The organism is Cupriavidus sp. FW306-01-F10A, from assembly GCF_058782785.1.
Genome location: NZ_JBYSYA010000010.1, coordinates 132,853 through 159,479, shown reverse-complemented (window position 1 = coordinate 159,479; position 26,627 = coordinate 132,853). Strand labels below are relative to the sequence as shown.

The window sequence follows — 26,627 nt, the reverse complement described above, 5'->3', positions numbered from 1 at the left end:
ACCTGGCCCGCCGGCGGTATTGCTCAGTGGTTGATGATTATCGCATCGGGACGATCAGGGGCCAGCCGGTAGGGTTCGTCGTCGGCCAGGAAGTCGCGCTCCTCGCGTGCGCCGGCAATCCATTGCTGCATTGCCGGCAGCGCCAGCATGAAGTCGGCGTAGGCCTTGGCGTCCTCGGCGTCATCGGGCAGGTGGATGCCGTAGGTGGCAAAGCGGCTCACCACCGGCGCAAAGAACGCGTCGGCGACGGTGAACTCGCCGAACAGGAACGGCCCGTTCGCACCGTGCTGCTGGCGCAGCCCTTCCCAGATCGCGGCGATGCGCTCCACGTCGCGTTGCACCGCCACGTTCCAGCCGCGCCCGGGCAGCACCGCGGTCACGTTCATCGGCAACTGGCTGCGCAGGTTGCCGAAGCCCGAATGCATCTCGGCGCAGACGGCGCGCGCCACCGCGCGCTGGGCGCGGTCGGCCGGCCACAGGTGCTTTTCCGGGAAGCGCTCGGCCAGGTATTCGCAGATCGCCAGCGAATCCCACACCGTGACCTCGCCATCGACCAGCGCCGGCACCTTGCCCGCGGGCGAGTAGCGCGCGATCTCGGCGGCGAAGCTGCCGGTGAACAGGCGCACCTGCACTTCTTCGAAATCAATGCCGGCCTGGCGCAGCAACAGCCATGGGCGCAGCGACCAGGAGGAATAGTTCTTGTTGCCGATGACGAGCTTCATCGTGGGTCCTTGGGGGAGGAAACGGAGGGAGACGGCGCAGGCGCGGCGCCTGCGGGCCTGCAGGACGGCATGGCGGCCGCGCGCCGGACTGGTCATTCTGCCAGTGCTGCCGCCCGCGTCAAAGTGAATTGCGCTAGCAACCGATATGAAATCCGGTCACATAGGGCGCACCGGGACGCCGGCGCGTCAGCGGTGCACGCTGGCCCGCATATGCGTCATCGCGGTATCGCGGTTGCGCCCCGCCAGCGCGTCGGTCATGACCGACTCCAGGCTGGCCGGATGCAGGTTCAGTTCGGGTGCGACCGGGTGCTCCAGCACATTGTCGAGCTGCATCGAGTCGAGGTTGTCGCGCGACAGCATCGGTTCGCCCGGCATATGCTCCATGATGCTGGCCTGCACCCGTGCCAGCGCATCGGGCAGCGCGATCACCGGGCGCGGATGCCCGGAAGCGCGGCCGGCAAAGCGCACCAGCTCTTCCAGGGTATAGACCTGCGGGCCGCCCAGCTCATAGCCGTGGCCGATGGTGGCCGGGTTCACCATGGCATTCAGGTAGGCCTGCACCACATCCTGCACGAATACCGGCTGGAAGCGCGCATGCGCGCACGCCAGCGGCACCACCGGGGCCATCTGCTGCATGTGGGCGAACAGGTTCAGGAAATGGTCGTCGGGGCCAAACACCACCGAGGGCCGGAAGATGGTCCAGTCCAGCCCGCTGGCGCGCACCACGCGCTCGCCGTCGCCCTTGCTGCGCAGGTACATCGACGGCCCGTTGCTGTCCGCGCCCAGCGCGCTCATATGCAACAGCCGGCGCACGCCGGTGGACAGGCACGACGCCGCGATCTGCCGCACCATCTCCACATGCGCGCTGGCAAAGGCTTCGCCGTAGGGGTCGGCGCGCTCGCCGTGCAGCACGCCCACCAGGTTGACGACGATGCCATCCACGCCCAGCGAGCCGATGGCATCGTCCAGCGCGGCATTGTCGGCCAGGCCCAGCTCCACCACCTCCACGCGCGGCAGCAGCAGCAGGTGCTGCGCATGCTCGATATTGCGCGTGCCGACCACGATGCGGTCGGGGGCGATGGGCGAATCGGGGTTGGCGCCAGGCTCAAGCGGCGCGCCCGAGGCCGAGGCAGCCCCGGCCAGGCGCGAGACGAGGTGGCTGCCGATAAAGCCGGCGCCACCGATAACGAGGACGTTGCTGGTCTGCATGATGCCTCCGTGCCAAGAAAACTGCACGCCGCGGCACCCTGCGCCAGCCCGGGCCCGCCGGATTCGTCCCGGCAGGGGCCGTCCTGCCCGCCCCCGCAGGGATGACTTCAGGGCAGGCTGGTGGTAGTCACCGCCGACGGCGCGACCATGCCCAGGCGCGATTTCAGCGACTGCGGACGGCCACTCATCAATGCAGCATAGTACGTGGCGTTGGAAAGCACATTCTTCACATAGCCGCGCGTTTCATTGAACGGAATGGTCTCTGCAAAGATCGCGCCTTCCACCGGCCGCGCCAGTGTGCTGCGCCAGGCCTTGGGCCGGCCCGGGCCGGCGTTGTACGCAGCCGAAGCCAGCGTCCACGAACTGTCCAGGTCGGTCAGCACCATGTTCAGGTAATTGGTGCCAAGCAGGATGTTGATATTGGGATCGCCCATCATCGACGGCGAAAAGTCGTTCATGCCGATCTTGCGCGCGACGTACTTGGCCGTGGCCGGCATTACCTGCATCAGGCCATGTGCGCCCGCCGACGAGCGCGCATTCATGATGAAGCGCGATTCCTGGCGGATCAGGCCGTAAACCCACGCCATGTCCAGGCCGACATCGTCGGTGGCGCGCTGCATGATGTCGCGGTACGGCATCAGGAAGCGCAGCGTGAAATCATGTTCGTTGCGGGTCCGGTCGGCGGAGTTGACGGTGCGGTCCAGCAGCTCCAGGCGGCGCGCATACTCGGCCGCGGCCAGCAGTTCGCGGTCGCTCATATTGCGCAGTTCCCAGTTCCACTCGCGGTTGCCTTCGAAGCGCAGGTTCATGTTGTAGAACTTCTGCGCCCGCTGAAAACCGGGGCGCGAACGCATGGCCATGGCCTCGGCGTCGCTGACGGTGGTGCGCGCCGGCAGCGTGATGCGGTTGCCCAGCTCTTCGCTGGCCAGCTGGCCGTAGAAGTTGAACTGGCCGGCGATCTGCTGGAAGTTCTGCTGGGCCTCGGTGTCGCGGCCGTCGGCCTTGAGCGCGCGGCCATACCAGTAGATCCAGGCCGGGTCCTTGGCGCGCAGTTCGGGGCGCATCAGCTCCACCGCCTGGCGCACCTGTTTCCAGTCGCCCTGGCGCAGCGCGGCGCGCACGCGCCACTCCTGGGTGTCGTCGGAGAGCCACTGGTTGCCGCCCAGGTCCATCTGGCGGCGGTAGTAGCCGGCCGCGTCGGGCAGCAGCTTCTTGGCCGCGAACTGGCCGATCACGCCCCAGGCCGCGCCTTGCTCGTCGCGCGACAGCGCGCCCTGGGCCGTGCCGAGGTAGGCGGCAGCCTGCGACGGGTCGTTGCGCGCCATCTTGACGATGGTGGCGAGCGTATCTCCATCCGCGCGCGCGTCGGGCACCAGCGCGGCGATCTTGCCGGCCAGCGTGACATAGTTCTGCTCCAGCGCCAGCCGCGCCTGGTAGGCGACGTCGCTGCGCTGGATCTGCTGGCTTTGCGCCAGGTAGCCGATCAGGTCGACACAGCCTTCGCCGTAGTACCTGGGGTCGCTCAGCACATTGCGCGCATCGGCGGCCACGTTCTGGCCCTTGAGCGCGCGCGACAGCAGCGCATAGCACTCGACCTGGGTATCGTCCTTGAGCGCGAACTGCGGGTATTCGACATCGAAATTGGCCCAGTCGCGCTTCTTGCCCAGCACCAGCAGCCAGTCATTGCGCATGCGGTCGGCAATGGCGTCGCCCTTGTAGCGCTGCAGGAACACGCGCACCTGGTCGTCGGGCGCATCGATGCGCGCCAGGCCGCTGGCGTCGAACAATTGCGGCTTGATGCGGAAGTACTCGACATAGGAGGGGACCGGGTAGTCCACCAGCGTGGCCGAGATCGCGTAGGCACGCTCCACATCGTTCTTGCGCGCGGCTTCGCGCAGCGCGGTGAAGGCCTCGTCGGGATCGCTCGGGATCACCGCCGCCTGCGGGCGCGACACCGCCTGCGGGCGCTTCTGCGCATGGACGGGCGTGACAAGCAGTGCACATGCCAGCGCGATCCAGGCGGCCCGGCCGGCACGCTGCAGATATACTCCCTTCAGCATTCTTTGCTTCCTTGTCGATGACGGCGGCGCCGGCGCCTGCAACCTTGTGCCCAGCCGCGGTTCCGCCGTTCGTGTTGGTTCGGACGAGGGGCATTATCCCACGCCATGTCATCCACTCCTGCCACGACCGCACCCAACCCCGCCGCCGAAGACCGTCGCGCACTGCGCACGCAGTTGCTGGCGCAGCGCGCCGCCCTGCCCGCACGCGCCGAAGCCGACGCGCGCATCGCCGCCGCGCTGTCCGGATTGCTGGCCGGCCTGGCCGCGCGCTGCCTCGGTTTCTACTGGCCGATCCAGCAGGAGTTCGACGCGCGCGACGCGGTCGGCATCTGGCTAGCCGCCATGCCTGGCCGCAGCGCCGCGCTGCCGTCGGTCAGCCGCCCGGGCGCGCCGCTGGATTTCCACCTGTGGACACCGGACACGCCCATGGCCACCGGCCACTACGGCATCCCGGTGCCGGACGGCACTGAGGCCGTGACGCCCGATGCCCTGCTCATTCCCTGTGTCGGATTCAGCCCGGACAAGTTCCGCCTGGGCTACGGCGGCGGCTTCTACGACCGCACGCTGGCGGCCATGGCGCAGCGGCCGGTGGCGATCGGCATTGGCTACGAAAACTGCCGGGCACCGTTGCAGGCGCAGCCGCATGACATCGCCATGGACTGGATCGTCACGGAATCCGGCGCGTTCTAACCTTGCTCGGCCTCGTCGCGCCGCACCAGCTCGTCCACCAGCGCACGCATGCAGCGCCAGTGCGAGCCCTCCCAGAACACGCGCCGGCACTGGTCGCAGGTGACAAAGCTGCGATGGCGCTCCAGCACCCCTTGCGGCACGCGCCCGGCCGCGCCCGCCGCATCCAGCGCGCGCAGCGGCGCATTGCAGTCCAGGCATAGCGAAAACGGCCGTGCGCTGCGCGCCAGGTCCAGCCGCGCAAAGATTTCCCGCACCTGCAGTTGCGACTTGATCGCGCGCACATAGCAGCCGTGGGTGATGCCGCGGCGCTTGAGCAGCTCGCGGTCGCGCGTCAGCACGACGCGGCCCTGGTCGACGGCGATGCGCTCGATCTCGCTGTCTTCGAAATGGTTGTCGTAGAGGGTGTCGAAGCCGGTCATGCGCAGCAGGTGCGCCAGGCCGCCCAGGTGCGCGTCGGCGACAAAGCGCATCACCCGCAGCGGCTGCTCGCGTACCCGCAGCAGCGGGGACACGTCGAGCCGTTCGAACTTGGGATAGACCGAGACCCGGTCGCCATCGCACAGCGGCCGCTCGAACCCGGACGATTCGCCATTGACCAGGATCAGCTCGACTTCGGTATGCGGCACGCCCAGCGCCTCGATCATGTGCTTGACCGTGGCGGCGCGCGCGCAGGCGCAGGACAGGTCACGCCGGCGCTGGTCCGGCGCGAGGAAGTCGTTCAGTTCCTCGTAGAAGCGGAAGGTGGCGGTGACCATGGTGCCGAGTATGGCACCGATCGCAGGCATCGTGGGAGCACCACAAGCGCCCGCAGCAGGCTTCCCTCTCCCGCACGCGGGAGAGGGAAGCAAACACTCAGCCCGCGTTCCCCAGCCGCAGCGCCGCCTCCACCGCCAGCTTCGCCCAGGGCGTCATCGCGCCGGGCGATTCCAGCGCCGCCGGCGGCAGGCTCAGGTAGTGGCGCATGGTGACCTCGCGCTTTGCAGACTGGTAGCGAAAGGGCTCGCTGCCCTCGGCCTCGAACTTGCCGCGCGTGGCGTCATCCGCCTTCAGGTAGCAGGTGCCTCCCGACACCAGCGCAAACATCAGCCCGTCATAGAACAGGCCATGGCCGCCAAACATGCGCTTGGCCGCAATGGGACCGATGCGCGCCGCCAGCGGCCCCATCAGCTCGAGCAGATGTTCGATGAAGGGATCGGGGCGGCGCGTGGCCATGGCGGGCTTTACAGCTTCAGGCGCTGCCAGATCGCCTTGGTGGCGCCGGCGGCATTGAGCGTGTAGAAGTGCAGGCCCGGCACGCCCGCGGCGAGCAGGCGCTCGCACAGCGCGGTGACCACGTCCAGGCCGAAGGCGCGGATCGATTCGCGGTCGTCGCCGAAGCTCTCCAGCCGCTTGGCCACCCAGCGCGGCACTTCGGCGCCGCACATCTCGGAGAAGCGCATCAGCTGCGAGTAGTTGGTGATCGGCATGATGCCCGGCACGATCGGCACCTCCACGCCCTGCGCCCGCACATCGTCGACAAAGCGGAAGTAGGCGTCGGCGTTGTAGAAGTACTGCGTGATGGCGGAGTCGGCGCCGGCCTTGACCTTGCGCACGAAGTTGTCCAGGTCGTGGCGCGGGGACTTGGCCTGAGGGTGGTACTCGGGGTAGGCCGCGACCTCGATGTTGAACCAGTCGCCGGTCTCGGCGCGGATGAACTCGACCAGTTCGTTGGCGTAGCGGAACTCGCCGATCTCGCCCATGCCCGAGGGCATGTCGCCGCGCAGGGCGACGATATGGCGGATGCCGCCCTCGCGGTACTGCTGCAGGATCGCGCGGATGCTCTCGCGCGACGAGCCCACGCACGACAGGTGCGGCGCGGCCTCGATGCCTTCGCGCTGGATTTCCAGCACCGCGTCCAGCGTGCCCTGCTGCGTGGTGCCGCCGGCGCCGAACGTCACCGAGATGTACTTGGGCTTGAGCGGGGCCAGCTGCGCACGCGTGTTGCGCAGTTTCTCCGTGCCCTCCGCCGTCTTGGGCGGGAAGAATTCAAAGCTGAAGTAGCGGTCTTGCATAATGGTGGCGCGCCGCGTTGGCGCGGCGCGCGGTATGGGATTCGTGTCAGTGCAGGCCGCGTCAGGCGGTGCGTTCGCCCAGCAGCAGGCTGGCCAGCAGCCACGAGATCACGCTGTACAGGATGGAGCCCAGCAGGGCCGCCCAGAAACCGCCGACGGTAAAGCCCGACAGCAGGTTGCCGACAAACAGGAACAGCAGCGCGTTGATAACGAAGATAAACAGCCCCAGCGTCAGCAGCGTGACCGGCAGCGTCAGGATCACCAGGATCGGACGGATCAGCGTATTGACCAGGCCCAGCACCAGCGCCGCCAGCATCGCCGAGCCAAAGCTCTGGATGTGGATCGACGAGATGATGTACGGCAGCACGAACAGCGCAACAGCGTTGATGATCCAGACGACCAATAATCTCATGACGGCTCCTTGAATGTGGTTTCTCCCCCTCTCCCGCAAGCGGGAGGGGGAGCCCTGCCTTCCTGTGCGGATCAGTAGCGGTAGTGGTCGGCCTTGTACGGGCCTTCCTTCTTCACGCCGATGTACGCGGCCTGCTGTTCGGTCAGCTCGGTCAGCTGCGCGTTCAGCTTGCGCAGCTGCAGGCGCGCCACCTTCTCGTCCAGGTGCTTGGGCAGCGTGTAGACGCCGACCGGGTACTTGCCGCTGTCGCGTTCCTGCCAGAGTTCGATCTGGGCGATGGTCTGGTTGGCGAACGAGCTGCTCATCACGTACGACGGGTGGCCGGTGGCGCAGCCCAGGTTCACCAGGCGGCCCTTGGCCAGGATGATCAGCTTCTTGCCGTCCGGGAACTTGACGTGATCGACCTGCGGTTTGATCTCATCCCATTCGTACTTCTCGATCGAGGCGATGTCGATCTCGTTGTCGAAGTGGCCGATATTGCAGACGATGGCCTGGTCCTTCATCTTCGCCATGTGGTCATGGGTGATGACATGGTAGTTGCCGGTGCAGGTGACGAAGATATCGCCATGCTCGGCGGCGTAGTCCATGGTCACCACGCGGTAGCCTTCCATCGCGGCCTGCAGCGCGCAGATCGGATCGATCTCGGTCACCCACACCTGGGCCGACAGCGCGCGCAGCGCCTGTGCGCTGCCCTTGCCCACGTCGCCGTAGCCGGCCACGATGGCAACCTTGCCGGCGATCATCACGTCGGTGGCGCGCTTGATGCCGTCCACCAGCGACTCGCGGCAGCCGTACAGGTTGTCGAACTTGCTCTTGGTCACCGAGTCGTTGACGTTGATGGCCGGGAAGCGCAGTTCGCCCTTCTGGGCCATCTGGTACAGGCGGTGCACGCCGGTGGTGGTTTCCTCGGTCACGCCGCGGATGGCTGCCAGGTTGCGGCTGTACCAGCTCGGGTCCTTGGCCAGCTTTTCCTTGATCGCGGCGAACAGGTAGGTTTCTTCTTCGCTGGTGGCCTTGGCGATCACCGACTCGTCCTTCTCGGCACGCGCGCCCAGGTGCAGCAGCAACGTGGCGTCGCCGCCGTCATCCAGGATCATGTTGGGGGTGCCGCCATCCGCCCAGTCGAAGATGCGGTGGGTGAAGTCCCAGTATTCCTTCAGCGATTCGCCCTTGAACGCGAACACGGGCGTGCCGCCGGCGGCGATCGCGGCAGCGGCGTGGTCCTGGGTCGAGAAGATATTGCACGAGGCCCAGCGCACGTCGGCGCCCAGTGCCTTGAGCGTCTCGATCAGCACGGCGGTCTGGATCGTCATGTGCAGCGAGCCGGCAATGCGCGCGCCCTTGAGCGGCTGCGCCGCGGCGAATTCGTCGCGGATCGCCATCAGGCCGGGCATCTCGGTCTCGGCAATGGCGATTTCCTTGCGGCCCCAGCCGGCCAGGTTGATGTCGGCGACGAGGTAGTCTTGCTTCAGGTCGGTCACAGCGTTCATGTTTCACTCCCGGTGAAGAGTGGCACGCAGGTGACGAGTACGGGGAATCTGGCAGCCGTGGCATGGCGCAAGGGCACATGCAAAGCACGCGGATAGGTCGACTCGCCTCCGTGCGGACCACGGATCAGCGAGCGCCGTTGAAGACAGTCCGAGCCTGGCGGATGGCATGGGGCGGCTGTGCCGCCGGCCGCGCGATGTGCTTCGCAGGCCGCCATCCGTTGCAACGCTCCTCGGAGTGGCGGTATTGTAGCGTGCCCGGGCGCCTTGCGCACCGGCTCCCTCCGATTCCTGCACAGATGATCCCAACGCCACCCCGTACCCTGACCATCGCCGGTTCCGACTCCGGCGGCGGCGCCGGCATCCAGGCCGACCTGAAGACCTTTTCCGCGCTGGGCTGCTTTGGCATGAGCGCCATCACCGCGATCACCGCGCAGAACACGCTGGGCGTGACCGGCGTGCACGCCATTCCCGCCGACATGGTGGCCGCGCAGATCGATGCCGTGGCCAGCGATATCGGCGTGGACGCGGCCAAGACCGGCATGCTGGGCACCGCCGCCATCGTCGAGGCGGTGGCCGCTGCGGCGGACCGGCACGCCATCCGCAAGCTGGTGGTGGACCCGGTGATGATCTCGACCTCGGGCGCGACGCTGTCCGATGACGCCACCACGCAGGCGATGGTGCGGCTGCTGTTCCCGCGCGCGCTGCTGGTCACGCCCAACCTGCCCGAGGCTTCCTACCTGCTGGGCCGCAGGATCACGCGCCGTGCGGAGATGGAACAGGCCGCCGCCGACCTGATCGCGATGGGCTGCCCCGCGGTGCTGCTCAAGGGTGGCCACCTGGAAGACGGTGCCGCCGCCGGCGGCCTGGATGACCTGCTGATGCTGGCCGACGGCAGCGTGCGCGTGTTCACGCATCCGCGTGTCGATACCCGCAACCTGCACGGCACCGGCTGCACGCTGGCCGCCGCGATTGCCGCTCAGCTTGCGCGCGGCGATGCGCTGGAGGCGGCGGTGGGCACGGCGCTGGACTACGTGGCGCAGGCCATCGCGGCGGGCGCGGGGCTGCGGCTGGGTGCCGGCAACGGCCCGCTGAACCATTTGTTCGCGCCGCGCGCGCTGGGTTGACGGACATGCCGATGCTGGCCGATATCGACCTGCGCAGCGACCCGGCTGCCGCGTTCTACCTCAAGCATGAAGTTGTCGACGTGGTGTTCGCCACCGAACCCGGCGAGCTGATCAGCCGCGAGGGACCCAACCGCTACCAGCCTGGCGATGCGCTGATCACCAGCCGCGGCGGCGACCGCTGGTGCGTCTCGCGCGACCGCTTCGACCCCAAATACGAGGCCGTGCCGCCGCTGGCGCACGGCCAGGACGGCGCCTACCGCAACAAGCCGATCCCGGTACTGGCGCGCGAAATGCACGAGGCCTTCAGCATCGCGCGCAGCGCCGGCGGCGACGTGCTGCACGGCAAGCCGGGCGACTGGCTGATGCAATACGCGCCCGGCGACTATGGCATCACCGAGCGCGCACGCTTCGAACAGGTGTACCGGCCGCTGCAGGACTGAGCGGCCAGGCCGACGCCAGGGTCAGTTGCCGCCGGCGGACAGCGGCACCAGCTTGAATGCGGCCCGCGCCACGCACACCACTGTGCCGGCAGCATCCTTGACCTCGCCCTCGCAGAATGCAATGCGCGCGCCGCGGCGCAGGCAGCGCGCCTCCAGCGTCAGCTCGCCGCGCGCTGCCGCCAGGAAATGCGTGGACATGTCGATCGTGATCACGCCGGTTTCCAGCGGCGCATGCGAGCGCGCGGCTCCGCTCAGGGTGAAGTCCAGCGTCGCCATCAGCGTGCCGCCATGCACATCGCCACGGCTGTTGACCAGCGACGGGTGCGCCGGCAGCCGCGTGCGGCACAGGCCCTCCTCGATCTGAACCGGTTGCAGGCCGAAATAGCGCATCAGCGGCACGTCGATGCCGAAGTAGGGCTTTTCGGGCGTGCCGGGGGCGACGGGGATGATTTCGGGGGCGGTCTGGCTGGACATGATGGGGGATGCTGGATGGTTGGCGGGGAATGCTGCCCAACATCATAACGGCGGGGCCCCGTTCGGTTCCCGCGGCTGGGCGAATGTCGCACAAATCCTGGCGCCGCGCGCGCCCTTCAGAGCACCTTCCGCATCGCCACCCGCTGCCGCAGCCCCGCAGCACGCTGCGCCGCCAGCGCGTCGGCCAGCAGCGGACACAGCTCGTCGTCACGCAACTGGCGAAACCCGAGCGATGCATAGAACGGCGCATTCCAGGGCAGGTGGGCAAACGTGGTCAGGTTGAGCGAGTGCGATCCCCCCGCCCGCGCCCAGCCCTGCACCGCCCCTACCAGCGCCCGCCCGATGCCGCGGCGCCCGTGGTCGGGGTGCACATCCATTTCATCGAGATAGGCGCACTCACCGTTGCGGCTGGCCAGCGCAAAGCCGGCCAGTTCCCCATCGCGCTCGGCTACCCACAGGCGCGCTTCGCGCTGCGCGGCGGCCAGCACCGGCTCGGGCGTGCTGACCAGGCGCAGCAGCGCCGGCAGATCCGTATCAGGGAAGAGCGCCGCGGCGGCCAGTTCGATATCGGCCAGGCGCGGCACCTCGTCCGCCGCTGCCAGGCGGATGTGCGCAGCAGCAGCCATGGCTGGCTCCGCGCTCAGACAGCGGGGAACAGGCTGATCAGTTGGGCCACCGCGGCCGGCACGTCATCAGCCTCGGTCACCGCGCGCACCACGGCGGCACTGCCGACGCCGACGGCCAGCACCTCGCGCATATTGGCCGCGTTGACGCCGCCGATGCCCACCAGCGACGGGATCACCGGCTGCATCAGCTTCACGTAGGCGCGGAAGCGGCCCATGCCCTGCGGCTGGGTCGGCATCACCTTGGTGGTGGTCGGGAAGATCGCGCCCAGCGCCAGGTAGCTGGGGCGGATCGCGGCCACGCGCAGCATCTCGGCATAGCCATGGGTGGAGACACCCAGGCGCAGGCCCGAAGCGCGGATCGCATCGAGGTCGGCATCGTCCAGGTCTTCCTGGCCAAGGTGGATGCCGTAGATGCCGCTCTGATCGCCGCCGTTGGCGGCGCGGTAGTCGATCGCGGCCTGCCAGTGGTCGTTGACGAACAGGCGCGACGACGAGCCCTGCATGGCCTTCGCCGCGCGTGCGATCTCGGCACGCACCGCGGCGGGGTCGTCGGACTTGAAGCGCAGCTGCACCGTCGGCACGTTCAGCGGCGCCAGGCGCTCGATCCATTCGGCGCTTGGCACCACCACGTACAGGCCCAGCGCGGGGCACGGCGCGAACGGCGCCGCGGCCTGCTCGGGTGCCACCAGGGCGGCGTGCCGCACATGCGGGAAGCGGGCAAAGTCAGACGGCCAGTCGGCCGAGCCCGGCTCCCAGGCGCGCGCCAGGCACAGCGCGTCGTGCGCGGGGAAATGCAGCGACAGGCTGGCCAGCAGCACCGCGACGAAGGCGGGCGAATGCGGCTGGTCGGTGTCGGCGGCGACGGAGAAGACCCAAGTGCCCATCGGCGAGCGCACCGTGTCGATCCACTGGCCGCCCTCGCGGTCGGTCTCGATCAGCGTGGCGCCCGCGGCGGCGACGCGCGCGATCGTGCCTGCGTCGGCTTCGCCGTCGAACAGCAGCACGTCGTGGGCGCCGGGTTGCGCGGGCGCGTCGGCCAGGCGCCAGGCCTGCCACGGCTTGTCATCGACGCCGAAGGTCTCGCCATAGTGTTCCAGCACCGCCTGGCGCAGCGGGCCGTCGCTGGCGGCATGCACGGCGCGGCGGGTCATGCGCGCTGCTCCGTGCTGTCGGCGTGCCAGAACGGCATGCCAACGACAGGGGTGCTGGCCTGCGCCACCTCGCGCTCGGGCATCGGCCCGGCCAGGTAGGCGGTGCGGCCGGCCTCAACGGCCTGCGCAAAGGCGCGCGCCATATTGACCGGGTAGGCGGCCTGCGCCACCGCGGTATTGAGCAGCACGCCGTCGTAGCCCCACTCCAGCACCTGCGCCGCATGCGACGGCAGGCCCAGGCCGGCATCGACGATCAGCGGGGTGTCGGGCAGGCGCTCGCGCAGCACGCGCATCGCGTGCGGGTTGACCGCGCCGCGGCCGGTGCCGATCGGGGCGGCCCAAGGCATCAGCGCCTGGCAGCCCACGTCGAGCAGGCGGCGGCACAGCACCAGGTCCTCGGTGCAGTACGGCAGCACCTTGAAGCCTTCCTTGATCAGGGTCTCGGCCACGGCCGGCAGGTTCAGCGTATCGGGCTGCAGCGTGTAGTCGTCGCCGATCAGCTCCAGCTTGATCCACGGTGTTTCGAAGACCTCGCGCGCCATCATCGCGGTGGTGATCACTTCCTGCGCGGTGAAGCAGCCAGCGGTATTGGGCAGCACCGGCACGTCCAGCGCCTTGAGCATCTGCCAGAAGGCCTGGCCGCCCTCGCCGGCGCCTACCGCGCCCTGGCGGCGCAGCGCGACTGTGATCATGGCGGGCCTGGAGGCCTGCACGGCCGCCTCCAGCGTGGCCGGCGACGGGTAGCGCGCGGTGCCCAGCAGCAGGCGCGAGCCGAACGACTCGCCATACAGCACGAACGGGTCGCGCAAGGTTTCGGAAGGTTCGAATGTCATGGGTCAGCCTCCCGTCACGGGTTGCACGAGGTCGATGCGGTCGCCGGCCGCAAGAATGGTGTTGGCGTGGGCGCCGCGCGGCACGAACTGGCCGTTGACCGCCGCGGCAAAGGGGGGCGCGATCTGCGCCGCGCTCACCGCGTCCGCCAGCGTGGCGGAATCGGCAAGGGCGAGCGGTCGGCCGTTGAGCAGGATTTCCATGTCAGTCATGCGTTAGTGCAGCAGCCCGCCAGGTGCGGCCATGGTTGCGGCGGCGGGCGCTTCGGTCACGGCTTCGATCATGCCAGGCCAGCGCAGCGCGGCCGGCACCGCATGGGCCGCGGGATCGCCCTTGAGCAGCGCGCCAACCACCGCGCATGCAGCCTCGGTCACCGCCGGCGCAATCAAAAAGCCATGCCGGTACAAGCCGTTGACGCGCACCACGCGCGCGCGCTGGTCCACGCGGATCGCCGGCAGGTGGTCGGGCCGCGTCGGGCGCCGCTGCACGTTCAGTTCCAGCACGCGCGCCTCGCCGAAGGCGGGATGCAGCGAATGCGCCGCCGACAGCAGCTCCAGCGCGGAACGCACGCTCATGGGCGAATCATCCTCGCTTTCCAGCTCGGTGGCGCCGATCACGTACAGGTCGTTGGGCTTGGGCGCGATATAGATCGGGTAGCGCGGATGCAGAAGCCGCACCGGCCGGTGCAGCCTGACGTCGGGCGCATGCACGCGCACCACTTCGCCACGCAGGCCGCGCAGGCCCGGCTTGTCGCCGCCCGGCTGCGCGGGCCACGCCGAGCGCGCGCCCAGGCCGCGGCAATCCAGCACCACGTCGGCACGGATGCCGAGCTTGGGCAGCGATTCGGCATCGACCTCGCCAGCCTCCCAGACGCAATGCACCCCTTCGCTGACCGCGCACGACAACAGCGCGCGCAGCGCGCCACGGTTGTCGAGCTGGCCTTCGCCGGCCAGCAGCAGGCCCTGCGGGAAGCGGCCCGCCAGCGCGGGCTCGACTTCGCCCACGCCCTTGCCGTCCAGCGCGCGCAGCCGCTGCGACACCAGTTCGGGCGGCGCCACCGCGCGCACGCGGCTGGTGAACAGCGACATCTCGGCGCGGTCACGCGCATGCCAGACCACCAGCGTGCCGTCCTCCTGGAAGAAGACCGGCTCAGGCAATTCGGCCAGCCACGCGCGCCACAGGTCGACGCTGGCGATGCCCAGGTCGACGATGCGGCGCTCGGCAATGGCCGATTCCGCCAGTGGCGCCAGCATGGCCGCGGCCACATAGGCGGCCGAGCCCGCACCGTCCGGACCGGCCCGCTCCACCAGCGCCACGCGGGCGCCGCTGCGTACCAGTTGCCAGGCGGCCAGGCGGCCGGCAAGACCGGCCCCGAGGATGGCGACGTCAAACGACTGCACTGCTGTCATGAGGGGTGTTGTGCCGGACGGGCGTGCGGCCGCGCCGGCCTCCTTGTTGTCGGTGCCGCCGCGCGAGGCGCTGCGCGGCGGCGAAACACGAGCGGGCATGGGTGCGAAGCCATGCCCGTACTGCCAGTCACTGCATCACGAGTAGATCTTGCTGCCCTTCTTCAGGAACTCGATCGACTTCTCTTCCATGCCCTGCTTCGCTTCCTTGGGCAGCGACGCCGCGTAGTCGCGCACTTCCTGCGTGATCTTCATCGAGCAGAACTTCGGCCCGCACATCGAGCAGAAGTGGGCGATCTTGGCGCCCTCGGCCGGCAGCGTGGCGTCGTGGTACGAACGCGCGCGTTCCGGATCGAGGCCCAGGTTGAACTGGTCTTCCCAGCGGAACTCGAAGCGTGCCTTGGACAGCGCGTTGTCGCGCAGCTGCGCGCCGGGCCAGCCCTTGGCAAGGTCGGCAGCATGGGCCGCGATCTTGTAGGTGATGATGCCTTCGCGCACGTCTTCCTTGTCCGGCAGGCCCAGGTGCTCCTTGGGCGTGACGTAGCACAGCATTGCCGTACCCATCCAGCCGATATTGGCCGCGCCGATGCCGCTGGTGATGTGGTCGTAGCCGGGGGCGATGTCCGTCACCAGCGGTCCCAGGGTATAGAACGGCGCCTCGTAGCAATGCTTGAGCTCTTCGTCCATATTGGCCTGGATGCGCTGCAGCGGCACGTGGCCCGGGCCTTCGATCATCACCTGCACGTCGTGCTTCCACGCCTTGGCGGTCAGTTCGCCCAGCGTGCGCAGTTCGCCGAACTGGGCGTCGTCGTTCGAGTCCGCGATGCAACCCGGACGCAGGCCGTCGCCGAGGCTGAACGACACGTCATAGGCCTTCATGATCTCGCAGATCTCGTCGAAGTGCGTGTACAGGAAGTTTTCCTTGTGGTGTGCCAGGCACCACTTGGCCATGATCGAACCACCGCGCGAGACAATGCCCGTGACGCGGTCGGCGGTCAGCGGCACGTAGCGCAGCAGCACGCCCGCGTGGATGGTGAAGTAGTCCACGCCCTGCTCGGCCTGCTCGATCAGCGTGTCGCGGAACATCTCCCAGGTCAGGTCCTCGGCGATGCCGCCGGTCTTGTCCAGCGCCTGGTAGATCGGCACCGTGCCGATCGGCACCGGCGAGTTGCGCAGGATCCATTCGCGGGTTTCATGGATATGCTTGCCGGTGGACAGGTCCATGATGGTGTCGGCGCCCCAGCGGATCGACCACACCATCTTTTCCACTTCCTCGGCCAGCGACGAGGTCACCGCCGAGTTGCCCAGGTTGCCGTTGATCTTGACGCGGAAATTGCGCCCGATCGCCATCGGCTCCAGCTCGGTGTGGTTGATGTTGGCGGGAATGATGGCGCGGCCCGAGGCAATTTCCTGACGCACGAATTCCGGCGTGATGTCTTCCGGACGCAGCGGCAGGCCGGCGCCCAGCGCGTTGCCGGGGTGCTGGCGCAGTAGCGCCTTGTAGTCGGGCTTGTCGTACAGCGCCTGCAGGTTCAGCGATTCGCGCAGCGCCACGTACTCCATTTCAGGCGTGATGATGCCGCGGCGCGCATAGTGCATCTGCGACACGTTGGCACCGGCCTTGGCGCGGCGCGGGTTGGTCAGCTGGGCAAAGCGCAGGTGCGCGGTGGCGGGGTCGTTGGCGCGGTCGCGGCCGTATTCCGACGACAGGCCCGGCAGCACTTCAGTGTCGCCACGCTCGTCGATCCACTTGGCGCGCACGGCGGGCAGGCCGGCCTTCAGGTCGATATGCACGTCCGGATCGCTGTACGGGCCCGAGGTGTCGTACACCGGGATCGGCGGATTCTGCATCTCGCCCTTGTCGGTGCGCGTCGACGTTTGCAGGATGGTGCGCAGCGGTACGCGGATATCGGGGCGGCTGCCGGTCAGGTAGGTCTTGCTGGAAGCCGGGTAGGCGAATTTCTGGTCGAGGTCGCTTTCGAGCGATTCGAAGGATGCAGCGGGGGCAGTACGGGCCATGGGTGTCGTCCTCTCTCTTGCGGGGTGGACGAAACCAGGAGCCTTGTGAGCGCTGCCCGGGGCCTGAGGCCTGAGGCGGCGAGTCCCGGAGGGACTGGAGACTTGGTCTTGTGAAACTTCCCACGCCGGTACTAGCCGGATCGGGTTCGAAGGGACTCTCTCAGCCGCACGGCCCATCCGTACGGCACCCCTGTTTCATCCAACGGGGTGAATTTAAGCACAAGGTGCCGGTGGGCGCCAGTGCCAGTTCCCTGCCGTTTGTGGTGCCACACCTGTTCGAAAAGGTATCGAATCGCGCATGCTGCGGCGCAATAATCAGCCGCAAGGGGACAACCGCGCACTCAAACGCCGGCGACGTGCTCTACCATGCAGTAAGACGCGTCCATCTTCCGATCCCGCCATGACTGAAGCTGCCACCCACCGCGTGTTCAACCAGGTGCCCGATCTCGCGCACTACAACCTGTTCGCCACCGATCCGGCGCTGCGCGGCGCGCTGGAACGGCTGGGAGGCGGCTGGCACGCCGGCGCGCTGGGCCAGTTCGGCGCGCGCCTGGGCGAGCCGGAAGTCCAGCAATGGGCAGCCGATGCCAACCGCCACACGCCCGAGCTGCACACGCACAGCCGCACCGGCGAGCGCATCGACGCCGTGGATTTCCACCCGAGCTGGCACGCGCTGCTGGCCCTGTTGCGCAGCCAGCAACTGCAGGCCCTGCCCTTCGCGCAGCCGCGCGCGGGCGCATGGGCGGCGCGCACCGCCGGCTACTTCCTGCAGGCGCAGGTGGAATCCGGCTCGCTGTGCCCGCCCACCATGACCTTCGCCAGCATCCCGGTGCTGCGCAAGGAAACCGCATTGTTTGCCGAGCTTGAGCCGCGGCTGTATGCGACCGAGCACGATGCGCGCGACCTGCCGTGGCGCAGCAAGAGCGCGATCATGATCGGGATGGGCATGACCGAGAAGCAGGGCGGCTCGGACGTGCGCGCCAACACCACCGTGGCGCGCGCGGTGCGCGGCGAAGGCCGCGGCGCGGAATACGCGCTGACCGGGCACAAGTGGTTCTTTTCCGCGCCGATGTGCGATGCGCACCTGGTGGTCGCGCGCATGGGCGCCGAAGACGGCCCGCTGTCGTGCTTCTTCGTGCCGCGCTTTCGCGACGACGGCAGCAAGAACGCGGTGCTGATCCAGCGGCTCAAGGACAAGCTCGGCAACCGCTCCAATTCCAGCAGCGAGGTGGAATTCCGAGACGCCACCGGCATCCTGATCGGCGAGGAAGGCCGCGGCATCCCGACCATCATCGAGATGGCCACCGGCACGCGGCTGGACTGCGTGATCGGCAGCGCCGCGATCCTGCGCGCGGCCCTGGTGCAGGCGCTGCACCATGCGCGCCACCGCAGCGCCTTCGGGCGCCTGCTGGCCGACCAGCCGCTGATGCGCAATGTGCTGGCCGACCTGGCGCTGGAATCCGAAGCGGCCACGCTGCTGATGATGGAACTGGGCCACGCCTTCGAGCACGCTGACGATGATCCGCTCGCGGCGGCGTGGAAGCGCGTGGTCACCCCCGCGGCCAAGTTCTGGGTCTGCAAGCGCACGCTGGAAGCCACCGGCGAAGCCATGGAAGTCTGGGGCGGCAACGGCTACGTGGAAGAAGGCCCGATGGCGCGCCTGTACCGCGAGGCGCCGGTCAACTCGATCTGGGAAGGCTCGGGCAACATCATGTGCCTGGACGTGCTGCGCGCGATCCAGCGCAATCCCGACGATGCCGCACGCTTGCTGCAAGACCTGTCGCGCCGCGCCGGCGGCCATCCGGCGGTGCGCGCGGAACTGGCATCGCTGCAGGCGCTGCTGCGCCAGCCGCCGGAATTGCTGGAAGCCAGCGCCCGACGCTTTGCGCAGGGGCTGGTGCTGACCGCACAGGCCGCGCTGATGCTGGCGCATGCCGATACCGAGAATGCCGAGCTGTTCGTCGCCAGCCGGCTGGGACGGCAGCACGGGCGCGTGTTCGGCACCCTGGATGCGGATGCCGACGTGCTCAAGCGGGTGTTTTCGCGCGGCTTCGAAGGCTAGCGATTCAAGCCTCCATCGATTCCAGCACCCGCAGCATCACGCGCGGCGCGTAGCGGATCAGGTCATGCGCGCGCTCGCCGATCATGATGGCGGGTGCATTGATGTTGCCGCCGACCAGGGTCGGCATTACCGACGCATCGACCACGCGCAAGCCCTCGACGCCGCGCACGCGCAATTGCGGGTCGACCACCGCCATCGCATCCATGCCCATGCGGCAGGTGCCCACCGGGTGGTAGATGGTGTCGGCATGCTCGCGGATCATCTCGCGCACGGCAGCGTCGTCACTGCCATCGGCACGCAGGCCGGCGGAATAGAGTTCGCGCCCGCCGAAGCCGGCCAGCTGCGGCTGCGCAAAGATGCTGCGCACGATGCGAACGCCGGCGACCATGTCGTCCAGGTCGCGCGCATCGCTCAGGTATTGCGGGTCGATCAGCGGCGCGCGCCGGATATCGTGCGAGGCCAGCCGCACCTCGCCGCGGCTGCGCGGGCGCAGCACGCAGACATGGCAGGAATAGCCGTGGCCGAAGTTCAGCCGGCGCATGTGGTCATCGGCCATGCCGACCACGAAATGCAGCTGCAGGTCGGGTTCGGGCAGATCCGGGCGGCTGCGCAGGAAGCCGCCTGCCTCGGCGAAGTTGCTTGACATCATGCCGGTGCGCTCGCGGCGGTAGCGCAGCATTTCAGGCACCAGCCGCGCCAGGCCGCCGAACGACACGCCGAACAATTCAGGCACGGCCACGCGCTTGTGCAGCACGATGTCCAGGTGGTCCTGCAGGTTGGCGCCCACGCCGGGCAAGTCATGCACGACGGCGATGCCATGTTCGCGCAAGTGCGCGGCGGGGCCGACGCCCGACACCATCAGCAGCTGCGGCGAGCCGAACGTGCCCGCGCACACGATCACGTCGCGGCGCGCGCGCAGCAGTTGCCGGCGGCCCTCGCGCACCACCTGCACCCCGGCCGCATGGCGGCCTTCGAAGACAATGCGCAGCGCCTGCGTATCGGTCAGCACCCGCAGGTGCGCGCGGCCGCCATTGCAGGCCCGGTCGCGCTTGTTGCCACCGTGCAGGTAGGCACGCGCCGCGTTCCAGCGCTCGCCCGCGTGCTGCGTGACCTGGTACCAGCCCACGCCCTCCTGTTCTTCGCCGTTGAAATCGTCATTGCGCGGAAACCCCGCCTGCTGCGCGGCCTCGATGAAGCGTTCGGCAAAGGGGTTGGGGGTGCGCAGGTCGCTCACGTGCAACGGCCCGTTGCCGCCGTGCAGCGGGTCGTCGTCGCTGCCGGCCAGGCGTTCATTGCACTCGGCGCGGCGGAAGTACGGCAGCACGTCGTCCCACGACCAGCCGTCGCAGCCGGCGGCGGCCCACGCGTCATAATCGGCGGCGCGGCCGCGCGTGTAGATCATGGCGTTGATCGAGGAACTGCCGCCCAGCCCGCGCCCGCGCGGCTGGTAGCCGCGGCGGCCGTTCAGGCCTGGCTGCGGCACGGTTTCATAGCCGTAGTTGCGTGCCCCCGCGCGCGGCAGCAGCGCGGCAAGCGCCGCGGGTGTGCGTACCAGCACATGGTGATCGTGGTGCCCGGCCTCGACCAGGGCAATGGTGTCGTCGCCGCTGTCGGCAAGCCGCCCCGCCAGCGCACAGCCCGCCGAGCCCGCGCCGACGATGACGTAGTCAAAGGTGGTTTCCATCTGTCTCCCCGCGAGTCCGCAGGCGGCGCGCGTGCGTGAGCCGGGCCGCGCCGGTGCATGCGCGCCCTGTCCGTCCAGCGGATGGCAAGCTGTGAGATTCAGTGTAGGCGCTAGCCCGGACGGTGGAGAAGCCCGGTGGCGCGGGCCGCCGGCGCTGCGCAGACGGGCGTTTGAATTGCCCTTCTGGTAGGAAACTTCCATTGCCATGGCTGGCACGCTACCTTATCGTGCGCGGGAACACGCGGACCGCTGCAGCGCCACCCGCCGCGATCCACATCCACTTTCCCCGCACGTCCCTTGCCCAGGAGCGCAGCAATGCGAGAAGTCCCCGACCTGTCGTCCGTCTTTGGCGCCATGCACGCCGCGTCGCGGCGCGACCAGCTGCCCGCCTGGGCCGTGCGCGCCGACCGCCTGCAGCGCCTGCGCCGGCTGGTGACAGAGAACGAGGCTGCGATTGCCGCCGCCATCCACGCGGACTTCACCAACCGGCCGCGGCAGGAAACCGCGCTGCTGGAGGTATTCCCGAGCCTGGGCGGCATCGACGACGCGCTGCGCCACGGCAAGCGCTGGATGCGCGTGCGCCGCGCCGCCACCGGCTTCTGGTTCCGCCCGGGCCGCTCGCGGCTGGTGCCGCAGCCGCTGGGGGTGGTGGGCATCGTGGTGCCCTGGAACTATCCGCTGTACCTGACGGTGGGGCCGCTGGCCGGCGCGCTGGCGGCGGGCAACCGCGCCATGGTGAAGCTGTCGGAATACACGCCGCGCTTTGCGGCCTTGTTCGCGCAACTGGTGCCGCAGCACTTTGCGCCGGACGAGATCGTGGTGGTCAACGGCGATGCCGAGGTGGCGAGCGCCTTTACCGCGCTGCCCTTCGACCACCTGCTGTTCACCGGCTCGACCGCGGTCGGCCACCATGTGATGCGCGCGGCGGCCGCCAACCTGACCCCGGTGACGCTGGAACTCGGCGGCAAATCGCCGGCGATTATCGGCGCCGGTGCCGACCTGCCACGTGCGGTGGAGCGCATCCTGGTGGGCAAGCTGATGAACGCGGGCCAGACCTGCATCGCGCCAGACTACGTGCTGGTGCCGGAAGACCTGCGCGAGCAACTGGTGGAAGCGGCACGCCGGTGCGTGGACCGGCTCTATCCGGACCTGGCGCGCAACCGGGACTACACCAGCATCATCAGCCCGCGCCACTTCGCGCGCCTGGCGGCGCTGGTGGATGAAGCCGCGGCGCAAGGCGCGACCGTGGTGCCGCTGTCCGATGCCCAGCCGGACGCGCAGGCGCGGCGCCTGCCACCGGTGCTGCTGCTGGATGTTCCCGAAGGCGTCACGGCGATGCGCGAAGAGATCTTCGGGCCGGTGCTGCCCGTGGTGACGTACCGCACCCTGGACGAGGCGGTGGACTACATCAATGCGCGCCCGCGACCGCTGGCGTTGTACCTGTTCGAGCGCGACCGCGGCGCCATCGGCCATGTGATGAACCAGACCGTTGCCGGCGGCGTCACGGTCAACGACACGCTGTTCCATATCGCCCAGGACGGCCTGCCCTTCGGCGGGGTCGGCGCCAGCGGCATGGGCGCCTATCACGGCCAGGCGGGCTTCGACACCTTCTCCAAGGTGAAACCGGTGTTCCACCAGGCTGGTCTGAACGGCGCAGGACTGCTCAAGCCGCCCTACGGCAAGACCTTCGAAACCATGTTGCGCCTGCTTCTGCGTTGATCAGGACACCAGCATCGGCCGCCCGAGCATGCGCGACAGCACCGCCTCGGGCGAGTGGGTGTGGTCGGAAATCGCCTGCGGCGCCAGGTAGATGGTCTGCTCCATCATCGCCCGTCCGCGCATGGCCGCGTGCAGCAGCTGGTCGCTGAAGACGATCCAGGTGGAACCCGGCGGGAAGTGGAATTCCTGCTGCGGCACCTTGGCCTGGTAATCCAGGTCGGCCTTGGCCAGGTCATGCAGCTGCAGCATGCGGTGGTCGTATTCCGAGCGCTTGCGCTTGGTGATATGCAGCAGCTTCATCAGCGCCGCCTGCCCCGGCCACAGGCCATGGGTCTTGGGCACGAACTTCTGCGCAAAATCGCCGAACGGCTCACCCACGCGCCACACGCGCGCCGCGGCCGGGTCGATGTTGTGGAACACGCGCAACAGGCGCTTGCCCAGCATCGGGTTGGACGGGAACGAGTCCACGTGCAGGCGGGTGTCATCCTTGCGCCAGCTGACCGGGCGCCCGGCGATCTCGCTGGGCCGCAGCGAGGTGCCGGCGCGCGTCATGTGCGGGATGTATTCCGGGAACAGCGTGCGCACCAGCAATTCGCTGTTGTCGGCGTAGCGGCGGATCAGCGTGTACAGGTCCGCCAGGTCCTGCGGGCTGCCCTGGGCGCCGCGCACCGCGGTGTCGTCGGCGCGCAGGTTGATGTTCTTGGACTTGCCGTCGGAATAGCGGCTGTCCAGGAAGCGCTCTTCGCCCGGCTGGAAACGGAAATTCAGGTTCGGGAAGTACAGCACGGCGCCCTGCTCCAGCTCGCGGCGCAGCGTGGCGCGTTCCTCGGCCGTGACCTGCGGCGCCCAGTCGGCATACGGCTGCGGGCGGATCAGGTTGAGCTGGCCGGCGGCGGGCGGCCGGGTTGAAGTCGAGGGGGCAAGGACAGGCGCTTCGGACATGGCATCCTCTGGAAACGGTCACCAGTGTTTGGGGTGGGCCGCCGGCGTGGCGGCTGGGGATGGCGGGATTTTACTCCCTGCCGCCCGCCGTGGCGCCGGCGTCACGCGGCGACTGGACCAGGATCAAGCCCGCGTAAAAAAACCCCGCTGGCCCTTGCGGGCCGGCGGGGCTTGCCGTCAGTGCTGCTGGCGCGGGTGGCGCTTACAGGCCGGCCGCGGCGCGCAGGGCAGCCGCCTTGTCGGTGGCTTCCCACGAGAATTCCGGCTCTTCGCGGCCGAAGTGGCCGTAGGCGGCGGTCTTCTCGTAGATCGGGCGCAGCAGGTCCAGCATCTGCACGATGCCCTTCGGGCGCAGGTCGAAGTGCTCCTGCACCAGCTCGGCGATCTTGGCGTCGGGGATCTTGCCGGTGCCTTCGGTGTAGACCGTCACGTTGATCGGGCGGGCCACGCCGATGGCGTAGCTGACCTGCACCTGGCACTGGCGCGCCAGGCCCGAGGCCACCACGTTCTTGGCCACGTAGCGCGCGGCGTAGGCGGCCGAGCGGTCGACCTTGGACGGGTCCTTGCCCGAGAACGCGCCGCCACCGTGGGGCGAGGCGCCGCCGTAGGTATCGACGATGATCTTGCGCCCGGTCAGGCCGCAGTCGCCCTGCGGGCCGCCGATGACGAAGCGCCCGGTCGGGTTCACCAGGTACTTGGTTTCCTTCAGCATCTCGGCCGGCAGCACCGGCTTGATGATTTCCTCGATCACGGCTTCGCGGATCTGGGCCTGGGTGATGTCGGGCGAATGCTGGGTCGACAGCACCACGGTATCCACGCTGTGCGGCTTGCCGTCGACATAGCGCACCGTCACCTGGGACTTGGCGTCCGGGCGCAGCCAGGGCAGGCGGCCATCGCGGCGCAGCAGCGACTGGCGCTCGACCAGGCGGTGGGCGTAGTAGATCGGGAACGGCATCAGTTCCGGGGTCTCGTCGCAGGCGTAGCCGAACATCAGGCCCTGGTCGCCGGCACCCTGGTTGAGGTAGTCGTCGGAAGCACGATCCACGCCCTGGGCGATGTCGGGCGATTGCTTGTCATAGGCGACCAGCACCGCGCAGCCCTTGTAGTCGATCCCGTACTCGGTATTGTCGTAGCCGATGCGCTTGATGGTGTCGCGCGCGATCTGGATGTAGTCGACGTTGGCGGTCGTGGTGATTTCCCCGGCCAGCACCACCAGACCGGTGTTGCAAAGCGTCTCAGCTGCCACACGCGCGTACTTGTCCTGGGCCAGGATGGCGTCCAGGACGGCGTCGGAAATCTGGTCGGCGACCTTGTCGGGATGGCCTTCGGAGACGGATTCCGAAGTAAAAAGGAAGTCGTTTGCCACGAACTTATTCTCCAGGTTGGCTATTGCGTGCCAGCCCGATCGGTTCATGGCGGCGACGCTTTAGCGGTATTTCAAGCAGCCCGGTTAGAGCCGCATCGCCCCGCAAGTTGTCAGTTAACTCGGCGATACACGCTATTATACGCGCCTGCCGGACTCGTTGCAGCGCGCCAGGGGCGCCGGCGCAACACCAGCGCCGCCTTGGCGCGCGCTGGCCGTGCGCCTTGCCGGATGTCGGCACGCTGCGCGCGGATCTGAATACCGCCATCGAAAAAAACGCCTGTTGGCCCGCCCGTTTTCCGGCACGGACGCGCGACAGGCTCGCTTTTCGCGCCTGATGACCTTTCTTTTCTGGCTGATCTCCCGTTTTCCGCTCCGCCTGCTTCAAGCCTTGGGAGGCGTGCTTGGGCTAGTCGCGGCGAGACTACCCGGCCGCTATAGCCAGCGCCTGAGGGAAAACTTCCGCCTCGCGTTTCCGGATGCGACCGACGCGATGATCGACGAAGCCGGCCGCTCGGCCGGGCGCATGATCATCGAGATGCCTTACTTCTGGAGCCGCAGCCAGATCGGCGCGAAGCTGCATGGCTTCGACGACGACATGTGGCCGGCCTTGGGGGCGCTGCAAGCGCGCGGCAAGGGGCTCATCATCCTGACGCCGCACCTGGGCTGCTTTGAAGTGCTGCCTCAGTCCCACGCCTTGCTGCGCCCGGTCACCGCCCTGTTCAAGCCGCCGCACCAGCCGTGGCTGCGCGACTGGATCGAGAAAATGCGTACGCGCCCCAATATGCACATGGCGCCGGCCACGCCACGCGGCGTGCGCATGCTGGTCAAGGCACTCAAGCGCGGCCAGGCGGTGGGCATCCTGCCGGACCAGGTCCCGACCGGCGGTGAAGGCAACTGGGCGCCGTTCTTTGGCAAGCCGGCCTACACCATGGCGCTGGTGCACCGGCTGCAGCAACTGACGCAGGCGCCGGTGGTGGTGGTGTTTGCCGAGCGGCTGCCGCGCGGCGCGGGCTATCGCGGCCACTACCGCGTGATCGACGGCGGCGGCATGCTGCCCGAGGATGCCGCCGAGGCCGCCGGCGTGATCAACCGCCATATCGAACAACTGGTGGCCATGGCGCCCACGCAGTACCTGTGGGGCTACCACCGCTACAAGCATCCGGCCGGCGCCGAGCTGCCGCCTGACTATGCCGCCAGCACCGCGACCAAGACGACCACTGATCCTTCCCTTTCATGAGCCGCGTGTTCACCTGGCTCGGCATCGGACTGCTGACGGTGCTGGGCAAGCTGCCATATCCGTTTGTTGCCCGCTTCGGCGAAGGACTGGGCCGCCTGCTCTACCTGGTCCCCAGCGAACGCCGCCGCGTGGTGCGGGCAAACCTGCGCCTGTGCTTCCCTGACAAGACCGAGGCCGAGATCGACGAACTGTCTCGCGAGAGCTTCCGCATCCTGTTCCGCAGCTTTGCCGAACGCGGCATCTTCTGGACCGGCAGTGAAGCGCAGATGCGCCGCTGGGTGCAGATCGACGACCAGGCCGACCTGGTGGCGCTGGATGGCACCCCGCATATCCTGGTGACGCTGCACCTGTCGGGCGTGGAAGCCGGTGCGATCCGGCTCACCATCCACCTGCGCGAGCATCTCGACCGCTCCGGCGCGTCGCTCTATACCAGGCAGAAGAACGACCTGTTCGACCACTTCCTGAAGCGCGCGCGTGGCCGCTTCGGCGCCAACATGATCTCGCGCAACGACAGCGCGCGCGACATCCTGCGCTGCCTGAAGAAAGGCGAGGCCCTGCAGCTGATCGCCGACATGGATTTCGGCGAGCGCGACTCGGAGTTCGTGCCGTTCTTCGGCGTGCAGGCGCTGACACTGACCTCGGTGTCGCGGCTGGCGCGCCTGACCGGGGCCAAGGTGGTGCCGATCTATACCGAGATGCTGCCCGACTACCAGGGCTATGTGCTGCGCATCCTGCCGCCCTGGGAAGACTACCCCGGCGCAAGCGTCACCGACGACACGCGCCGCATGAATGCCTTCTTCGAGGACTGCATCCGCCCGCGCGTGCCCGAGTACTACTGGGTGCACAAGCGCTTCAAGCACCGCCTGCCGGGCGAGCCCGAGATCTACTGAGCGCGCCGGCACGTCCGGCGCC

At 68.4% G+C, this 26,627-nt stretch carries 25 protein-coding genes and 2 riboswitches; of the genes, 7 read left to right on the top strand and 18 right to left on the bottom strand.

Features of this window, described 5'->3' with window-relative positions; genetic code table 11:
* Positions 1-23: 23 nt before the first annotated feature.
* The 3 genes from AC3WLF_RS16780 to AC3WLF_RS16770 all read right to left on the bottom strand — a co-directional run bounded on the left by AC3WLF_RS16780 (position 24) and on the right by AC3WLF_RS16770 (position 3,991).
* Positions 24-722 carry a glutathione S-transferase family protein gene (locus tag AC3WLF_RS16780; protein WP_492358514.1) on the bottom strand — a complete coding sequence of 233 codons (699 nt, stop codon included), beginning with the start codon at positions 720-722 and terminating at the stop codon, positions 24-26.
* A 186-nt stretch (positions 723-908) separates the two neighbouring features.
* Complete coding sequence (locus AC3WLF_RS16775) at positions 909-1,931, bottom strand: complex I NDUFA9 subunit family protein (RefSeq protein WP_492321180.1); 1,023 nt, start codon at positions 1,929-1,931, stop codon at positions 909-911.
* A gap of 107 nt (positions 1,932-2,038) precedes the next feature.
* Positions 2,039-3,991 (bottom strand): lytic transglycosylase domain-containing protein, encoded by a 1,953-nt coding sequence (locus tag AC3WLF_RS16770; protein ID WP_492352516.1) that lies wholly within the window; start codon positions 3,989-3,991, stop codon positions 2,039-2,041.
* Positions 3,992-4,096: 105 nt separating this feature from the next.
* Between AC3WLF_RS16770 and AC3WLF_RS16765 the strand changes: the two genes are divergently transcribed.
* Positions 4,097-4,681 (top strand): 5-formyltetrahydrofolate cyclo-ligase, encoded by a 585-nt coding sequence (locus AC3WLF_RS16765; protein WP_492321178.1) that lies wholly within the window; start codon positions 4,097-4,099, stop codon positions 4,679-4,681.
* Here AC3WLF_RS16765 and AC3WLF_RS16760 read toward each other — a convergent pair.
* The 5 genes from AC3WLF_RS16760 to ahcY form a co-directional block, all read right to left on the bottom strand.
* Positions 4,678-5,436 (bottom strand): Mut7-C RNAse domain-containing protein, encoded by a 759-nt coding sequence (locus tag AC3WLF_RS16760; protein ID WP_492321222.1) that lies wholly within the window; start codon positions 5,434-5,436, stop codon positions 4,678-4,680. The genes AC3WLF_RS16765 and AC3WLF_RS16760 overlap by 4 nt on opposite strands.
* Positions 5,437-5,533: 97 nt before the next feature.
* The gene (locus AC3WLF_RS16755; protein ID WP_492321177.1) at positions 5,534-5,893 is read right to left on the bottom strand and encodes a TfoX/Sxy family protein; all 360 of its coding nucleotides are present in this window, start codon (positions 5,891-5,893) and stop codon (positions 5,534-5,536) included.
* A gap of 8 nt (positions 5,894-5,901) precedes the next feature.
* Positions 5,902-6,732, bottom strand: a complete 831-nt coding sequence (metF, locus tag AC3WLF_RS16750; protein ID WP_115711511.1) for a methylenetetrahydrofolate reductase [NAD(P)H] — start codon at positions 6,730-6,732, stop codon at positions 5,902-5,904.
* A gap of 61 nt (positions 6,733-6,793) precedes the next feature.
* Positions 6,794-7,144 (bottom strand): phage holin family protein, encoded by a 351-nt coding sequence (locus AC3WLF_RS16745; RefSeq protein ID WP_011614424.1) that lies wholly within the window; start codon positions 7,142-7,144, stop codon positions 6,794-6,796.
* A gap of 71 nt (positions 7,145-7,215) precedes the next feature.
* A complete protein-coding gene (ahcY, locus tag AC3WLF_RS16740) occupies positions 7,216-8,634 on the bottom strand; it encodes an adenosylhomocysteinase (protein WP_492321176.1) in 1,419 nt (472 codons plus the stop codon).
* A 122-nt stretch (positions 8,635-8,756) separates the two neighbouring features.
* Positions 8,757-8,872, bottom strand: a riboswitch (S-adenosyl-L-homocysteine riboswitch).
* Between the two features lie 58 nt (positions 8,873-8,930).
* On the opposite strand from ahcY, the gene thiD reads away from it, so the two are divergent.
* Positions 8,931-9,758 (top strand): bifunctional hydroxymethylpyrimidine kinase/phosphomethylpyrimidine kinase, encoded by an 828-nt coding sequence (gene thiD, locus AC3WLF_RS16735; RefSeq protein WP_492321175.1) that lies wholly within the window; start codon positions 8,931-8,933, stop codon positions 9,756-9,758.
* Between the two features lie 5 nt (positions 9,759-9,763).
* Positions 9,764-10,198, top strand: coding sequence for a PGDYG domain-containing protein (locus tag AC3WLF_RS16730; RefSeq protein ID WP_011614421.1), 435 nt, complete (start codon positions 9,764-9,766; stop codon positions 10,196-10,198).
* Between the two features lie 21 nt (positions 10,199-10,219).
* Here the strand turns inward: AC3WLF_RS16730 and AC3WLF_RS16725 are convergent, their stop codons facing one another.
* The 7 genes from AC3WLF_RS16725 to thiC all read right to left on the bottom strand — a co-directional run bounded on the left by AC3WLF_RS16725 (position 10,220) and on the right by thiC (position 16,705).
* On the bottom strand, positions 10,220-10,672 hold the full coding sequence (locus AC3WLF_RS16725) for a PaaI family thioesterase (protein ID WP_456803365.1): 453 nt from the start codon (positions 10,670-10,672) through the stop codon (positions 10,220-10,222).
* 116 nt (positions 10,673-10,788) lie between these two features.
* Complete coding sequence (locus AC3WLF_RS16720; RefSeq protein ID WP_492321174.1) at positions 10,789-11,298, bottom strand: GNAT family N-acetyltransferase; 510 nt, start codon at positions 11,296-11,298, stop codon at positions 10,789-10,791.
* Between the two features lie 14 nt (positions 11,299-11,312).
* Complete coding sequence (locus AC3WLF_RS16715) at positions 11,313-12,449, bottom strand: thiamine phosphate synthase (protein WP_492321173.1); 1,137 nt, start codon at positions 12,447-12,449, stop codon at positions 11,313-11,315.
* Positions 12,446-13,282 carry a thiazole synthase gene (locus AC3WLF_RS16710; RefSeq protein ID WP_010813326.1) on the bottom strand — a complete coding sequence of 279 codons (837 nt, stop codon included), beginning with the start codon at positions 13,280-13,282 and terminating at the stop codon, positions 12,446-12,448. The genes AC3WLF_RS16715 and AC3WLF_RS16710 overlap by 4 nt, the downstream gene beginning before the upstream one ends.
* A 3-nt stretch (positions 13,283-13,285) precedes the next feature.
* A complete protein-coding gene (gene thiS / locus AC3WLF_RS16705; RefSeq protein WP_011614418.1) occupies positions 13,286-13,483 on the bottom strand; it encodes a sulfur carrier protein ThiS in 198 nt (65 codons plus the stop codon).
* 12 nt (positions 13,484-13,495) lie between these two features.
* Positions 13,496-14,689: an FAD-dependent oxidoreductase gene (locus tag AC3WLF_RS16700; protein WP_011614417.1), complete on the bottom strand. Its 1,194-nt coding sequence runs from the start codon at positions 14,687-14,689 to the stop codon at positions 13,496-13,498.
* 135 nt (positions 14,690-14,824) lie between these two features.
* The gene (gene thiC / locus AC3WLF_RS16695) at positions 14,825-16,705 is read right to left on the bottom strand and encodes a phosphomethylpyrimidine synthase ThiC (RefSeq protein WP_492321172.1); all 1,881 of its coding nucleotides are present in this window, start codon (positions 16,703-16,705) and stop codon (positions 14,825-14,827) included.
* A 100-nt stretch (positions 16,706-16,805) separates the two neighbouring features.
* Positions 16,806-16,907: riboswitch (TPP riboswitch) on the bottom strand.
* 198 nt (positions 16,908-17,105) lie between these two features.
* Here thiC and AC3WLF_RS16690 point away from each other — a divergent pair.
* Positions 17,106-18,767 carry an acyl-CoA dehydrogenase family protein gene (locus AC3WLF_RS16690; protein ID WP_492321171.1) on the top strand — a complete coding sequence of 554 codons (1,662 nt, stop codon included), beginning with the start codon at positions 17,106-17,108 and terminating at the stop codon, positions 18,765-18,767.
* A gap of 4 nt (positions 18,768-18,771) precedes the next feature.
* Here the strand turns inward: AC3WLF_RS16690 and AC3WLF_RS16685 are convergent, their stop codons facing one another.
* The gene (locus tag AC3WLF_RS16685) at positions 18,772-20,451 is read right to left on the bottom strand and encodes a GMC family oxidoreductase (protein ID WP_439668492.1); all 1,680 of its coding nucleotides are present in this window, start codon (positions 20,449-20,451) and stop codon (positions 18,772-18,774) included.
* A gap of 315 nt (positions 20,452-20,766) precedes the next feature.
* Between AC3WLF_RS16685 and AC3WLF_RS16680 the strand changes: the two genes are divergently transcribed.
* Complete coding sequence (locus tag AC3WLF_RS16680) at positions 20,767-22,170, top strand: coniferyl aldehyde dehydrogenase (RefSeq protein WP_492358513.1); 1,404 nt, start codon at positions 20,767-20,769, stop codon at positions 22,168-22,170.
* Here AC3WLF_RS16680 and kdoO read toward each other — a convergent pair whose 3' ends face one another.
* A complete protein-coding gene (gene kdoO / locus AC3WLF_RS16675; protein WP_492321169.1) occupies positions 22,171-23,112 on the bottom strand; it encodes a Kdo hydroxylase KdoO in 942 nt (313 codons plus the stop codon). It abuts the gene before it with no gap.
* Between the two features lie 202 nt (positions 23,113-23,314).
* Positions 23,315-24,478, bottom strand: coding sequence for a methionine adenosyltransferase (metK, locus tag AC3WLF_RS16670; protein ID WP_029047350.1), 1,164 nt, complete (start codon positions 24,476-24,478; stop codon positions 23,315-23,317).
* Positions 24,479-24,812: 334 nt separating this feature from the next.
* Here metK and AC3WLF_RS16665 point away from each other — a divergent pair, with 334 nt between their 5' ends.
* Together AC3WLF_RS16665 and AC3WLF_RS16660 are read left to right on the top strand one after the other, a co-directional pair.
* Positions 24,813-25,715 carry a lysophospholipid acyltransferase family protein gene (locus tag AC3WLF_RS16665; protein ID WP_492321168.1) on the top strand — a complete coding sequence of 301 codons (903 nt, stop codon included), beginning with the start codon at positions 24,813-24,815 and terminating at the stop codon, positions 25,713-25,715.
* Positions 25,712-26,605, top strand: a complete 894-nt coding sequence (locus AC3WLF_RS16660) for a lipid A biosynthesis lauroyl acyltransferase (protein ID WP_492321167.1) — start codon at positions 25,712-25,714, stop codon at positions 26,603-26,605. Before AC3WLF_RS16665 ends, AC3WLF_RS16660 begins: the two co-directional genes overlap by 4 nt.
* Positions 26,606-26,627 lie beyond the last annotated feature (22 nt).

Bases quoted from the DNA above. Each gene is read 5' to 3' on its own strand.
- AC3WLF_RS16780 (WP_492358514.1), bottom strand. From the start codon at position 722: ATGAAGCTCGTCATCGGCAACAAGAACTATTCCTCCTGGTCGCTGCGC.
- AC3WLF_RS16775 (WP_492321180.1), bottom strand. From the start codon at position 1,931: ATGCAGACCAGCAACGTCCTCGTTATCGGTGGCGCCGGCTTTATCGGC.
- AC3WLF_RS16770 (WP_492352516.1), bottom strand. From the start codon at position 3,991: ATGCTGAAGGGAGTATATCTGCAGCGTGCCGGCCGGGCCGCCTGGATC.
- AC3WLF_RS16765 (WP_492321178.1), top strand. From the start codon at position 4,097: ATGTCATCCACTCCTGCCACGACCGCACCCAACCCCGCCGCCGAAGAC.
- AC3WLF_RS16760 (WP_492321222.1), bottom strand. From the start codon at position 5,436: ATGGTCACCGCCACCTTCCGCTTCTACGAGGAACTGAACGACTTCCTC.
- AC3WLF_RS16755 (WP_492321177.1), bottom strand. From the start codon at position 5,893: ATGGCCACGCGCCGCCCCGATCCCTTCATCGAACATCTGCTCGAGCTG.
- metF (WP_115711511.1), bottom strand. From the start codon at position 6,732: ATGCAAGACCGCTACTTCAGCTTTGAATTCTTCCCGCCCAAGACGGCG.
- AC3WLF_RS16745 (WP_011614424.1), bottom strand. From the start codon at position 7,144: ATGAGATTATTGGTCGTCTGGATCATCAACGCTGTTGCGCTGTTCGTG.
- ahcY (WP_492321176.1), bottom strand. From the start codon at position 8,634: ATGAACGCTGTGACCGACCTGAAGCAAGACTACCTCGTCGCCGACATC.
- thiD (WP_492321175.1), top strand. From the start codon at position 8,931: ATGATCCCAACGCCACCCCGTACCCTGACCATCGCCGGTTCCGACTCC.
- AC3WLF_RS16730 (WP_011614421.1), top strand. From the start codon at position 9,764: ATGCCGATGCTGGCCGATATCGACCTGCGCAGCGACCCGGCTGCCGCG.
- AC3WLF_RS16725 (WP_456803365.1), bottom strand. From the start codon at position 10,672: ATGTCCAGCCAGACCGCCCCCGAAATCATCCCCGTCGCCCCCGGCACG.
- AC3WLF_RS16720 (WP_492321174.1), bottom strand. From the start codon at position 11,298: ATGGCTGCTGCTGCGCACATCCGCCTGGCAGCGGCGGACGAGGTGCCG.
- AC3WLF_RS16715 (WP_492321173.1), bottom strand. From the start codon at position 12,449: ATGACCCGCCGCGCCGTGCATGCCGCCAGCGACGGCCCGCTGCGCCAG.
- AC3WLF_RS16710 (WP_010813326.1), bottom strand. From the start codon at position 13,282: ATGACATTCGAACCTTCCGAAACCTTGCGCGACCCGTTCGTGCTGTAT.
- thiS (WP_011614418.1), bottom strand. From the start codon at position 13,483: ATGGAAATCCTGCTCAACGGCCGACCGCTCGCCCTTGCCGATTCCGCC.
- AC3WLF_RS16700 (WP_011614417.1), bottom strand. From the start codon at position 14,689: ATGACAGCAGTGCAGTCGTTTGACGTCGCCATCCTCGGGGCCGGTCTT.
- thiC (WP_492321172.1), bottom strand. From the start codon at position 16,705: ATGGCCCGTACTGCCCCCGCTGCATCCTTCGAATCGCTCGAAAGCGAC.
- AC3WLF_RS16690 (WP_492321171.1), top strand. From the start codon at position 17,106: ATGACTGAAGCTGCCACCCACCGCGTGTTCAACCAGGTGCCCGATCTC.
- AC3WLF_RS16685 (WP_439668492.1), bottom strand. From the start codon at position 20,451: ATGGAAACCACCTTTGACTACGTCATCGTCGGCGCGGGCTCGGCGGGC.
- AC3WLF_RS16680 (WP_492358513.1), top strand. From the start codon at position 20,767: ATGCGAGAAGTCCCCGACCTGTCGTCCGTCTTTGGCGCCATGCACGCC.
- kdoO (WP_492321169.1), bottom strand. From the start codon at position 23,112: ATGTCCGAAGCGCCTGTCCTTGCCCCCTCGACTTCAACCCGGCCGCCC.
- AC3WLF_RS16665 (WP_492321168.1), top strand. From the start codon at position 24,813: ATGACCTTTCTTTTCTGGCTGATCTCCCGTTTTCCGCTCCGCCTGCTT.
- AC3WLF_RS16660 (WP_492321167.1), top strand. From the start codon at position 25,712: ATGAGCCGCGTGTTCACCTGGCTCGGCATCGGACTGCTGACGGTGCTG.